The following is a 12211-nucleotide window of genomic DNA, read 5'->3' on the forward strand; positions in this document are numbered from 1 at the left end:
TTGTGCATAAATCATAGACATATTGTTATGGACTTGTTTGGATTCCAAAATCAAACAAAAATGTATTGTTGCTATGATAGTGCATTGAAAATCGAACTTCTAATAGAGTTTGCATAAATTATGCTTTTTGAATGGCTTGATAACTTAGGTATTTTGTTTAAATATGCAGTTATTCGCTTATATGTTTTCATTTCTACATTATGTTTTTATTGTCTGTGAATACGTTGTATGCTTTAGGTTTGTAATTAAAGGAATAGAAACCCAAACCTACAAGAGATTTTTTAATTATCACAATACATGAGAAGATTGCACATAGAGGATAATTTATAATTTATTTATTAGAGGTATTTTTAAGATTCATGAAATTATCACGCTAGTAAAATGATCTTTATTTTATATTTCAATCTGATCATTTCTGCTGACTATCTTTTTTAGATGTAAATTATGCTTTATGAAAAATAAGCACTTTTAGATACTCTATTGAAATTAAGATTTATCATTCTCTTTGCTTGAAGGTTTGTTAGGTTTTCTGCTGCTAATTCCATAGATTTCCAGTATTTTGTTTTCTAGTTCTAGCATTTTATCCTTGTTTGCAGAGAAAAATTCCTTAGCTCCGTCTTTTCCTTGGAATCTATCTGATCCATATGAATACCAAGAACCGGATTTATTAATAATTTGATTCTTAACTCCTAGATCTATAAGTTCTCCAATTTTTGAAACTCCTTCTCCAAAGATTATGTCAAACTCAGCAACTTGGAATGGAGGTGCCACTTTGTTTTTTACTACTTTTACTTTAGTTGAGTTTCCTGTAATTTCATCTCCTTTTTTGATAGATGATGTTCTTCTTATATCTAATCTTAATGAAGAATAAAACTTCAGAGCATTTCCACCAGTTGTTGTTTCAGGATTTCCAAAAAATACACCTATTTTCTGTCTGATTTGGTTAATGAAAATAACCATACATTCAGACTTAGAGATTGTTCCAGTAAGTTTCCTTAATGCTTGGCTCATTAATCTAGCTTGTAGTCCCATATGAGCATCTCCCATTTCTCCTTCAAGCTCTGATTTTGGAACTAAAGCTGCAACACTATCAAGAACTATTACTTTTGCAGAACCAGATCTAGCAAAAGTTTCTACTATCTCTAAAGCTTCTTCTCCAGAACTTGGCTGAGCGAACATAAGATTATCTACATCTACTCCTAGTTTTTCAGCATATTTTTTATCTAATGCATGCTCCATATCAACAAACACACATACTCCACCTTTTTTCTGTGCATTTGCTATTACTTGTAATGCTATTGTTGTTTTACCAGAACTTTCAGGACCATATATCTCTACAACACGTCCAACAGGAAGTCCACCAATTCCAAGAGCTATGTCTAGAGAAAGTGATCCTGTTGATATAACCTCAGTTTCTACAGATGATCTTTGGTTTAGATTCATTATAGAATCTTTACCATAAGCTTTTTTAATCTGTTCTATTGCAGCTTTTAAAGCAGATGCCTTTTCGTCGCTAAGATTTGTATTCATTGTTCTCCTCGTTTTCTATTTGTTAAAAATTTTAATATCTGATAGTCAGGTCATGGAAATCAGACTTAATTTAATTAATAACTTAAACAGTCTCGCTTGATTTTATGCTATTAAAATTGTTTTTTCAATTTACTTTGATAAATAATATTTGTAAAATTTTAGTTATATTTTTCTACTAAATGCGTATTTTATATTAAATGATGAATTTCAAATTAATAATTCAAAAATCAATAAACATAAATAAAAATAAGGGTTTGAAAATCTATAAATTGCTGACCATGTCCACTAACTGTGAGATACTGAATGGCTTTGGCAAGAAGTTATCAAAATTTTTCTCAAACTGAGTTTCTGGATAACCAGACATTAAAATTGTCTTTATGTTTGGCTTGTTTTCTTTTATGTATTCCAAAACTTCAGTGCCTTTTTTACCATGCATTACAGCATCTGTAATTACTGTATCTATATGTTGATCAGAGCTTATTATATCTATTCCTTCAGCTCCATTTGTTGCGCTAATAACTTCATAATCTTTTCTCTCTAAAGATTTTTTCATTATTTGTCTAATCCCATCTTCATCTTCTATCAAAAGTACCGTTTTCTTTGTGTTTTTTTGATTTATAGGAAAATATAGAGTCACACTGGTTCCATTAGGATTGCTTTTTAAATCTAAATATCCATCTCCGTTTTCTACAATAGATATTACATTAGAAAGCCCTAGACCAGTTCCACTATCCTTTGTAGAAAAGAATGGAGAGAATATTTTATCTTGGATTTCTAAAGGTATCCCTGATCCATTATCTTCTATAGAAAGTATTACGTACTTCCCTGAAGGAATTACATTTTTCTTTATATGTTTTTCATACAAATCTTTTTCTAGCAGGGAGATTTTTATTTCTCCATTTTCTTTTATAGAATCTCTACTATTTATTACTAAGTTCATAAGTATTCTTTGGAGAGAGCAAGAAGATATTTTTATTAAGGCATCTGATTGCTTTATATCAAATGATACATTGATGTCTGCTGAAATATTTTCGAATAATCTTTTGCATTCTATAATTGTATTGTAAGGATTACATATTGCTTTATCTTTTTGAGAAGCGAATTTTATTAATTCTTTTGCTAATCCAGTTGCATTATCTATATTGGATATAATTTCTGATACATCTGATTTTACTGAATCTTCTGTTACGCTTTGGTGTAGTAACTCACACAATCCTTTTATTGATGTGAAAATATTATTGAAATCGTGACTTATGCTCCCTACTAACTGTCCTAGGTTTTGCAAATGTTGTGATTTTTGCATTTGCTTTTTTATTTTCTGTATTTCAGTTTTATCTTGTAATCCAACAATCCACGTGGAGCAAGTGCCTTTTTTGAAATGTACTTCCATTGGAATTCCATTCCATAGTACATCCTCTACATTTAGCTTTTTCCTTAACATGCTGCTAGAGAAATCGAAAAATTGATTTAGATTTTTTATTTTCTTGTCTTTAGGTGTATAGCCTCTAAAGCTGTCATTTGCGCTGATTATATTTCCTTTTTCTCCAACTACTGCTACAGGAGAAGGAATCTGGCTTAACATATGAGATGTAGAATCATAAGGTATGAATAGCACATGATATTGCTTTGCAGAGGTCTTGAAGTAATTTAGCTCCCATTGAGAATTTTCAATTTCGCAAATCATTTGGCTTCTATAATATTTCATTGAAGATATGCTAGATATTTTTTTACCCCTCATATCTCCAAATCTTTCAAAGAAATCTTTGTTTACTTTTTGTATTGTCCCATCATCAGATATTATTATACATGGTGTAGAGAAACATTGGTGATATTCAGGTTTGCTGAACCAATCTAAAATCATATTTAATTGTACTTTTATTATGAATTGTTTAAAATACGGTTAATTTTTATTTTTTCAACTAATTTATAAGTAAATATAGTAAAAGTGAGATTCAGTTTTTGTATATATGTATATATTTAAATAAGGTATCATAGGATATGGGAAGTTCAGAGATTTTAAAACCTAAATTAGTGTGTTGGGATTGGTCTGGTACAATAATTAAATCAGATAACTTGAATTACTTTATTAATAATTACTTGTTCTGGAAAAATGAATTAGATGTATTTCCTTTTTCTCAAAAAGAGAAAATGAAAAAAGCTTGGTTTTCTTTTGATAAGAGTATGAAGTCTAAGATACAGAGAGAATACAAAAATGTAGAAGAAAGAGTTGAGCCTTGCATTAACCCATATGCTTTGGGTTTGATAGATTTTTTTGCTGATCATGAAATTAAACAGGGTGTTGTGAGTTTGGCAAGCTCTAAGCAAATAAAAGTTCACTTAGGATTGTTAGGGTTGATGCAGTTCGATTTTATACTAGGGTCAGATAGTGGAAAAAGCCCGAAACCGGATCCCTCTACATTAATTGATATTGCTGAATCATTGAAAATAGATCCTAGAAATATATGGGTGATTGGAGACTCAGAATTAGATATGGATCTTGCTAAGAATTCTGGAGGGTTTGGAATTCGTGTAGAATCTGGGCTTAAGCCTGTTTGGGATATGATTGATAAGTGTTTTTAAGATTATTTAAGAATAGCTCATTGTCTAACTGATTATATTTACCACTTTATTTTATCACTACTTTAAAGATTATTTATGAAAATGATTTCTTAACTATGGATTTTCATTTAGTGTCTTGATACCCTTTAGTATGTGTGAAAAGAAATCTGTAGAAATAATATTCGTATATCCTGATGGTTCTAAAAAAGTTTGTAATGCAAATGTAGGGGATAATATGTTGCAAGTTATAAGAAAAAATCATATTCCTATGGCCTGCTCATGTGGTGGTGCTTTAGCTTGTGGAAGTTGTCATGGAACATTGGACCAACCTTTCTTTGATAAAATAGAGGATAGTGATCAGGCTATGTCAGAAACAGAAGAAGAAACTATGGAGTATTTTGTTAATGATGATGCTACAGATACTTCAAGATTATGCTGTCAGGTAGATGTTAGAGAAGAGCTTAATGGAATGCATATATACATTCCTAAAAATACTTCTGATTAATTTTATATCCGTATTTATGTTCATTTATATCCGTATTCATGTTCATTTGATTTATAGATAAGTGAATTTTAATGAATCTAATGAGATTTTATTTTAGGAGGGTTTTGTTGTTTAAGATTATAGGAAATGGTGCTTTTGGATCTGCAATGGCTTCTGCTATAAAGCGTTCTGGGTTTGAATATGTTGTAATAGATTCTTTTAGTGGGAATGTTTGTTTAAATAGTATTGAAGATAAAAAACAAGATAATACTTACAATAATCTAAATAGGAATAAAAAAACTGATCTAGAGTTAAATAGTGACAATAGTAATAAAGATAGTTATAAAGATTTCAATGATTATCCATTTTTAATTCCTGCTGTTCCTTCTTATGCGGTGCCTAATATAGTAGAAAAGTACTCTAGCAAAAAAGATCATATTATTTTTATCTCAAAAGGAGTTTTGGAAAATGGACTGATTTTGGGAGAGTGGGCTGATAAAAAAGGAATAGATTGGTCTGTTATAGCAGGTCCTCATTTTGCTAACGAAATAATGAAGAACTTACCAACAACATCTATTTTAGGTTCAGAGGAATTAATTCCTGAAGTGATGTCTTTTTCTAATATGGGTTTTATGCATAGCAAAATGAAAAAAGGCATACAATTCTGTGGAGCAATGAAAAATATAATAGCTTATGGATGTGGAGTTGTTTCTGGCTTAGGGTTAGGCAAAAATGCTGTTGCATCTTTCTTGAATAAGGGGTTTTTGGATCTAAGGAAACTCCTTATGGAAATATCTGAGGAAGAAGTTATTTTTAGCCCAGCTGGGATAGGAGATCTTTGTCTTACAGCATCCAGTGATTCTTCTAGAAATTTTAAACAAGGTTTTGAAAGATCTGCAAGTTTGGATTTAAATAATGTAAAATCATATACAAAAACGAATAGAGATATAGACTCAAGTTCAAATGTTAATGCTAGTAAGAATATCAATGGTCAGATTTTAAGTGAAGCTAAGCATAGTGCTTTGGCAATGTACAATAGATTCGGAGATAATTTCGTTACCATGAAATTTGTTTCTGATGTTTTGAATGAAAGTTTATCCACTCAAGAACAAATTAAAGTACAGCTTTTCGAAAATAAAATATTCTCTTAAGAGAGTGTATTGCTACTATATTGCTACTTATATTGTTCCTATTAAAACTATTGCTTGCTATGTAATATGGAAATTTGCATTAATTCTATCTTCTCTTCGAATACAACATATCCATTTATTTCTATCGCTAATGACTGTATGTTTTCTATGAATTTCTGAACTTTAACTGATGGTTTTTTTAGTCTAGGTTCATACCTTTCTATGTTTTTCTTTAAATACACTTCTAGTAGATATATTTTTTCTTGATCATACGGAGATAGATCTGGTATATAGTTTGATATTCCTGACATGCTTTCTGCAAAAAGTGACTGTCTGTCCAATATGCAATATATTTCCTCTTTTATTGATTCATATAAATCTTCATAGCTTGAGTAAGAGGAAGGATTTTTCTTTAGTCTTTCAAATAATGCTGCTTTCACGTAATTTGTTTAATTGATAAAAGTTAAGAATCTATGAAAATCGTATTTAATAAGCGCATTTTTGTATTAAAAAGTGTATAAAAGTCAAATTTAGATTATAGGTAGGTATTTATTCCGTTAATGGTTGTTGTATATTAACATCTAGTGTTTATTCTACTTTATGCATTTAATCAGTATTTAACTTTGACCATTTATCTGGAAAGTAAATTAGGTTTTGTAGATTTAAGGTTTGGATTTGATTTTGTGATATTTTATTACAAACAGCCCCGCAGATTTCACTGCTTTGCCAGATGATTATGTCTTGTTTGCTATTCCCTATATACATGAATGGTTTATTTTTATTGAATGAGATTATTTCTTTTAACTTATTTTCTCCTATACAGTTATTATTGTGTGTAGAGTATATTTCATTATCAAAAACGTCTAACTTTAAGGATATCTTTTTTGCTATGTTTTGAGTCGATCCAGTTGCAAGCACTATTTTGATAGATTTGTATTGACGTTTCACATCTTTTAGAAAGCTAATTACATCTTTATTAAAATCTAATTCTTCCATTTTAAGTAAGCTATGATTCGAGTTTATTATTTTTATGTTTTCTAGTTTCTTTCCTAAAATCCAATTAAGTGTAATTTTTAGGAATGTAAAAGGTTTATAAAAAAGTGTTTTTTTGAATGTAGAAAAGATAGTGTTTTGTCTTACAAGAGTTCCATCTAGATCACAAAACACGAAATCGACATTTTTAAGTAAATCTATATCTATTTTAGTTATATTTTTTTTGTAATTTGTAAAATTTATTTCAGAATTCATAAAGCACTATTAATATAAAAACTATAAACTAAAAGTACAAATTATCAAATTGAAATTTTGCAATTAAGGCTGTTAATAAAAAATTACCAATTTATATATAGGTTTATAATTAATTAAGCTAGCAACTGTAAAGTGGTTCAGATTTTTACAGTATTTAGTTTATTATTATGGTTTGAGTTGATTGGCAAGAAAGTAATTTGCTAAATATTTTTTATATGGTATTCTGCCAAAAAGGGGTTTCGGATGAGATTTAGAGAAGATAATGTAAGTGTTCAATCTGGTTTGTCAGATTATTTCGCTGCTGTATATAAGTTTTTGGGGGTTGGATTTGCCTTTACTGGAGCTTTAGCTTTTTGTGTAAGTTCTTTTTTAAGCAATAGGTCTTTCGCAATGGTAAGCATAATTTCTATTCCTGCTTGGATAATAATGAGCTTGTATTTCAGGAAAGTAAATATAAGATCCTCATATTCTGAGATTAGCTTAATGTACTGGTCTTATTGTTCAGTCATGGGTATATCTAGTGCGTATATATTTAAAGTTTTTACAAGTAGCAGTATAGTTTCTATGTTTTTCTTGACTGCTTCCATATTTTTGGTTGTGTCCTACTATGGAGCTAGTACAAAAACAGATTTATCTAGTTATCTTTCTTTAGCTTTTTATACATTTTTTGCAGTTTCCATATATTCTTTATTCGCTTACTTCGTATTTGGAAGCACATCTTCTCATATTTTGCTGATATCTTTGTCTACCTTTGTTTCTGTAGTTAGTATAGCTTTTACAAGTCAAAATTTAGTGAATATATACTACTCTAATCAAGTATCAGATGAAGATTTAAATAAAGCTGCTATTCTTTCTTCTTTGGTATTATTGATGGATGTAATAATAATCTTGAGAAACTTGTTGTATTTATTTGGAGATAGAAGGTCTGACTGATTGTGCTGAATTTGCCAAATCAGTTAATGGCTTAATTATGCTTTTGGTGTAATATTATATTAAATCTTTTACAATTATTTTTGTAAGTATAGATTTGTTAATTTATTATTAAGGTTTTAAATAGTAAATTATAAAGAAAATTAGAAGAGGAGCTTGAATGCTTAAAAGAAAGTCAAATGTTTTTTATTTGTTGACCTTAGTTGTTATTTTTGGGTCTGTTAGTTTCTTTTACTATCAATATGTAAACAAAGTTAACCCTAAATTTAACTTTATAGAAACAATTGATGTGGAAGCTGAAAGAGTAAAAATAGGTGATATGTATGAAAGAAGAACATATAGTGGATCTCTTAAGGCGCAGAAATCTATTAGCCTTATAAACGAGAGAGGCACAGGAATAATAAAATACATTAGAAAAGATGGAGAAGTACTCAAAAAGGGTGATTATATTTTCAAATTAAACGACAGCAGTGAGCAAAATGCTGCAGAAAGCGCTAAAGCTGTCTTGGAAGAAAATAAGTTACAGAGAGATAGAGCTGAAGATCTTAATGAGCAAGGTATAGTTTCTGATTCCGAGCTAGAAACAAGAAAAAATGCATATAATAAAGCGCTAGCAGAATATAACAGAACTGTTTCTGAGTTGGAAAAAACTAAATTTATAGCTCCTTTTGATGGGATATTAGGTTTGGTTAAGTACACAGAAGGCGCTGTTTTATACCCTAATCAGGAAATTTCTACATTCAGATCAGTAGGTCCTTTGGTGTCTATATTTTCTGTTCCAGAATCTGATGCAAACTCTATTTCAATAGGGACAGAAATTTATATCATATCAGAGTCTTCATCTATACTCCCCCAGTTAGCTAAGATAGATGCAATAGATGCAGTTTCTGATTCTACACATAACATTGCATTCAAAGCGACATTAATTAATGAAAATGTTAGATTGATTCCTGGTCAATTTGTAAAAGTAGATGTTCCTTTAGGAATTAAAAAGAATGTACTGATGGTTCCAGAATCTGCTGTTAAGATTTCTTACGGTTCATCTTATGTTTATAAAGTAGAAGATGGTGTTACATACAATATTCCAGTAGAGATAGGAATTAGAGATGAAGGTTATGTTGAGATATTAAAAGGACTTGAGCAAGGAAATGTGGTTGTTACCGAAGCAGGAGATGGTGTTTCAGATGGTCAGAAAGTGAAAGCTAATATAGCAGGTGAATCAAATTGAATTTAAGTAAGTTTTTTATATCTAGGCCAGTATTAAGTTGGGTTATCAATATACTAATAGCTTTATCTGGTTATATTGGATTGAGGAATTCTGTTTTAAGAGAAAATCCTCAAGTGGATTTCCCTGTAATAGAAGTGAGAATGGAATACCCTGGCGCTAACCCTAAAGTAGTAGAATCTCAAATTGCAAACCCTATGGAAGAAGAGTTTGCTAGCTTAGAAGGCTTAAAAGGAATGAGTACTACAATAAGCAAAGAGGGTGAAGCTAAAATAAATATGACATTTGATTCTGGTAGATCTATAGATTCTATATCTTCAGATGTTGACTCTACTTTAAGGAGAGTTAGAGGAGTTTTTCCTCCTAACTTAAAGGATCCACAGGTAAGGAAATCTTCTAGCAATAATGGTTCATTTATAACTTTAGCTGTCTTTGGAGATAAATATACTTCTTCTGAGTTGTCTGATATAGCTTATAGACACGCCAAAAATAGTTTGGAATCTGTGAATGGAGTTTCTTCTGTAAAAGTTGCTGGAATGACAGGTGAAGGAAAAACTTACAGAATAGATGTATGGTTAGATCCTTACAAGTTGAAATCTTTCAACTTAACAGCTATGGATGTTTATTATGCAATTAGTAAGCAGACTTATTTATATCCGGCTGGAAACATAGAATCTAATAATATTAGGTATAGTGTTACATTAGCTAACGAACTTTCTACTGTTTCAGAGTTCGAAGAGATTGTGATTCAAGAAAAAAATAGAAATGTTGTAAAAATAAAAGAAGTTGCAAAGGTAGAAATGCAAAATGCAGATCATGATGTCAGAACTAGATATGATGGTAAGGTTTGTTCTCTTGTAAATATTGATGCACAATCTAGAGCTAATCAGATACAGATTGCTAGCGAGATAAAAAACAGGCTTCCTGACATTAATAAAGCTTTGCCTTCTGGGGTTAGGATAGAGGTTGCGCTTGATAGATCTGAATCTATAAAAGTATCTGTAAATAGAGTTGTTCAATCTATTTTTGAAGCGGTTATTTTAGTTGTTATTGTTATGATTTTGTTTTTGAAATCTTGGAAAGCATCTCTTATCCCAGTGATTACAATACCTATTTGCTTGCTGAGTGGTTTCACAATAATTTATCTGCTTGGATATACTATAAACCTTATTACACTTCTTTCTATGGTTTTGGCTGTTGGTTTAGTTGTTGATGACGCAATTGTTGCTATAGAAATTATACATAAGAGACTGAAAAAAGAGTCAGCAAAAGAAGCGGCAATAAATGGAATGAATGAAATACAGTTTTCTATTATAGCTATGACATTAACTTTAGTTGCGGTTTATGCACCTATAGGGTTTAGCACAGGAATTGTAGGATCTTTGTTTAAAGAATTTTCAGTTACATTGGCTGGTATGGTACTTGTTTCTGGTCTAGTAGCTATAATACTTGCTCCAGTGATGAGCTCTTACTTATTGGTTAATGATTCTGGTATAAAGGCCTACCCTGTTGTAAAATTTGAAAAATATTTTAAGAAATTAGAATCTGGATATGAGAAATACCTTTCTAGAGCTGTAGAGTATAGAAATATTGTTATCTTCTTCGGATTTTTATTCGGACTTTCTGGTTTAGTGATAGGTAAATTTTTCTTGAGATCTGAGGTTATGCCTATACAAGACCAAGGAATGCTTAGTTTAGAAATTAGAGCGCCTAGTGGAGCTAATGTAAAGTATATGGAATACCCTATTTCTAAAGCAGAAGAGATAATCAAGAAGCACCCTGGAGTTAGATCTACATTTTCTTCTTTTTACAGCGGAGAAGGTAAAGCTAGCATAACTATACTTTTGAAATCATTTTCTGATAGAGAATCGGCATTTAAAATTTCTAAATCTCTAAATGATGCGATTAGAAAACAGATACCTAATCTATCAGCCTCTGTTTCAGTTCCTAGTGGATCAATTGGAGGAAAAGCAAATCAATTAGAATTTTCTATCAAAAGCAGTAAGTCTTATGATGAGTTAGAAAAATTTGCCAATAAGGTTTCTAAGATTGTACACTCTTCTCCGGCTGTAGAGTCAGTACAAGTTTCAAGAATATCTCCTGAAAAAACTTATGATATAAAGATAAATAGAGATAGAGCTTTATCTCTAGGTGTTGATTTAGGATTTTTGAAAGAAAATATTGCCATGATAATGAGAGGTAACCCTCCAGCATATAGATATGAAAGAGAAGGTAAAAGATATCCTGTTTCAGTTTGGGCAGATCAGAAATTTAGATCAGATCCTGAAGGAATAAAACAATTTTATGTTAAGACTAATGTCTCAGAAGAAGATCAGAGATCCATTCCTAAGTTAGTTTCATTGAAAGACATTGTGGTAGTAGAGGAGACTAAAAACAGGCCGTTTATATTGCACGAAGATGGAGTTAGAGCATTTAACTTTGTGTTAGGTCTGAAGCCTAACAATGACGTGATAGAGACATACAATGAAATAAAAGAAGGTATATACAAAATCATTCCTCAAGGTTATGTTGTATCTCCAGGACGAGATGTCAGGACAATAATCGAAGAAGGTAATAATTTCTTGTTTATCATTGGATTATCTTTGCTGTTTGTGTTCTTTATAATGGCTGCTCAGTTTGAAAGCTTTGCTTACCCAGCTATCATAATGCTTTCTGTACCATTAGCCTTGTCTGGAGCTATATTTACAATATTCTTGTTCTCTGGATCTAGTTTTAATGTTTATAGTCAAATTGGTCTTATAACTTTAATTGGTCTTATAACGAAGCATGGTATTTTGATAGTGGAATTTTTCAAAAAAGAGCTAGAGCAGAGCAAGGATCCGGTTGTTTCTGTAATAAAAGCTTCTTCTTTAAGATTGAAACCTATAGTAATGACCACTTTTGCCATGGTTTTAGGAGCTGTACCTCTTTTGATCCCAGGTTCCTTTGGTTATGAGGTCAGAAGTTCTATAGGTTTGGTTATTGTAGGAGGGTTAAGTATAGGTACTTTGTTCACAATATTTATCGTTCCTTGTTTATGTGTTTTGTTTATCGACTTGCGAAATAAGTCAACTGGATATAAAGTTAAGTAATGAGGTTTTGTAT

The 12211-nt window shown here is 30.7% G+C and carries 10 protein-coding genes; 6 read left to right on the forward strand and 4 right to left on the reverse strand.

Features of this window, described 5'->3' with window-relative positions; genetic code table 11:
• Nucleotides 1–486: 486 nt before the first annotated feature.
• The gene (recA, locus tag FZC36_RS00320) at nucleotides 487–1530 is read right to left on the reverse strand and encodes a recombinase RecA (protein WP_148972008.1); all 1044 of its coding nucleotides are present in this window, start codon (nucleotides 1528–1530) and stop codon (nucleotides 487–489) included.
• 262 nt (nucleotides 1531–1792) lie between these two features.
• Nucleotides 1793–3391 (reverse strand): PAS domain-containing sensor histidine kinase, encoded by a 1599-nt coding sequence (locus tag FZC36_RS00325; protein WP_148972009.1) that lies wholly within the window; start codon nucleotides 3389–3391, stop codon nucleotides 1793–1795.
• Between the two features lie 137 nt (nucleotides 3392–3528).
• Between FZC36_RS00325 and FZC36_RS00330 the strand changes: the two genes are divergently transcribed.
• The 3 genes from FZC36_RS00330 to FZC36_RS00340 all read left to right on the forward strand — a co-directional run bounded on the left by FZC36_RS00330 (nucleotide 3529) and on the right by FZC36_RS00340 (nucleotide 5724).
• On the forward strand, nucleotides 3529–4110 hold the full coding sequence (locus FZC36_RS00330) for an HAD family hydrolase (RefSeq protein ID WP_148972010.1): 582 nt from the start codon (nucleotides 3529–3531) through the stop codon (nucleotides 4108–4110).
• Between the two features lie 130 nt (nucleotides 4111–4240).
• Nucleotides 4241–4594 carry a 2Fe-2S iron-sulfur cluster-binding protein gene (locus tag FZC36_RS00335; RefSeq protein ID WP_148972011.1) on the forward strand — a complete coding sequence of 118 codons (354 nt, stop codon included), beginning with the start codon at nucleotides 4241–4243 and terminating at the stop codon, nucleotides 4592–4594.
• 107 nt (nucleotides 4595–4701) lie between these two features.
• The gene (locus tag FZC36_RS00340; RefSeq protein WP_187440119.1) at nucleotides 4702–5724 is read left to right on the forward strand and encodes a hypothetical protein; all 1023 of its coding nucleotides are present in this window, start codon (nucleotides 4702–4704) and stop codon (nucleotides 5722–5724) included.
• Between the two features lie 47 nt (nucleotides 5725–5771).
• Here FZC36_RS00340 and FZC36_RS00345 read toward each other — a convergent pair whose 3' ends face one another.
• Nucleotides 5772–6143, reverse strand: a complete 372-nt coding sequence (locus FZC36_RS00345) for a hypothetical protein (RefSeq protein WP_148972013.1) — start codon at nucleotides 6141–6143, stop codon at nucleotides 5772–5774.
• Between the two features lie 166 nt (nucleotides 6144–6309).
• Nucleotides 6310–6951: a hypothetical protein gene (locus FZC36_RS00350; RefSeq protein ID WP_148972014.1), complete on the reverse strand. Its 642-nt coding sequence runs from the start codon at nucleotides 6949–6951 to the stop codon at nucleotides 6310–6312.
• Between the two features lie 243 nt (nucleotides 6952–7194).
• On the opposite strand from FZC36_RS00350, the gene FZC36_RS00355 reads away from it, so the two are divergent.
• The 3 genes from FZC36_RS00355 to FZC36_RS00365 all read left to right on the forward strand — a co-directional run bounded on the left by FZC36_RS00355 (nucleotide 7195) and on the right by FZC36_RS00365 (nucleotide 12198).
• Nucleotides 7195–7884 (forward strand): Bax inhibitor-1 family protein, encoded by a 690-nt coding sequence (locus FZC36_RS00355; protein ID WP_148972015.1) that lies wholly within the window; start codon nucleotides 7195–7197, stop codon nucleotides 7882–7884.
• 157 nt (nucleotides 7885–8041) lie between these two features.
• Nucleotides 8042–9109, forward strand: a complete 1068-nt coding sequence (locus tag FZC36_RS00360; RefSeq protein ID WP_148972016.1) for an efflux RND transporter periplasmic adaptor subunit — start codon at nucleotides 8042–8044, stop codon at nucleotides 9107–9109.
• Nucleotides 9106–12198, forward strand: a complete 3093-nt coding sequence (locus FZC36_RS00365) for an efflux RND transporter permease subunit (protein ID WP_187440120.1) — start codon at nucleotides 9106–9108, stop codon at nucleotides 12196–12198. The genes FZC36_RS00360 and FZC36_RS00365 overlap by 4 nt, the downstream gene beginning before the upstream one ends.
• Nucleotides 12199–12211 lie beyond the last annotated feature (13 nt).

The organism is Candidatus Nesciobacter abundans (genome assembly GCF_008189525.1).
GTDB classification, from domain to species: Bacteria; Pseudomonadota; Alphaproteobacteria; order CAJXXZ01; family 1604HC; genus Nesciobacter; species Nesciobacter abundans.

What these genes read in the sequence shown, in the direction of transcription:
- FZC36_RS00335 (WP_148972011.1), top strand. Translation starts at nt 4,241, where the DNA reads ATGTGTGAAAAGAAATCTGTAGAAATAATATTCGTATATCCTGATGGT.
- FZC36_RS00360 (WP_148972016.1), top strand. Translation starts at nt 8,042, where the DNA reads ATGCTTAAAAGAAAGTCAAATGTTTTTTATTTGTTGACCTTAGTTGTT.
- FZC36_RS00350 (WP_148972014.1), bottom strand. Translation starts at nt 6,951, where the DNA reads ATGAATTCTGAAATAAATTTTACAAATTACAAAAAAAATATAACTAAA.
- FZC36_RS00330 (WP_148972010.1), top strand. Translation starts at nt 3,529, where the DNA reads ATGGGAAGTTCAGAGATTTTAAAACCTAAATTAGTGTGTTGGGATTGG.
- FZC36_RS00325 (WP_148972009.1), bottom strand. Translation starts at nt 3,391, where the DNA reads ATGATTTTAGATTGGTTCAGCAAACCTGAATATCACCAATGTTTCTCT.
- recA (WP_148972008.1), bottom strand. Translation starts at nt 1,530, where the DNA reads ATGAATACAAATCTTAGCGACGAAAAGGCATCTGCTTTAAAAGCTGCA.
- FZC36_RS00355 (WP_148972015.1), top strand. Translation starts at nt 7,195, where the DNA reads ATGAGATTTAGAGAAGATAATGTAAGTGTTCAATCTGGTTTGTCAGAT.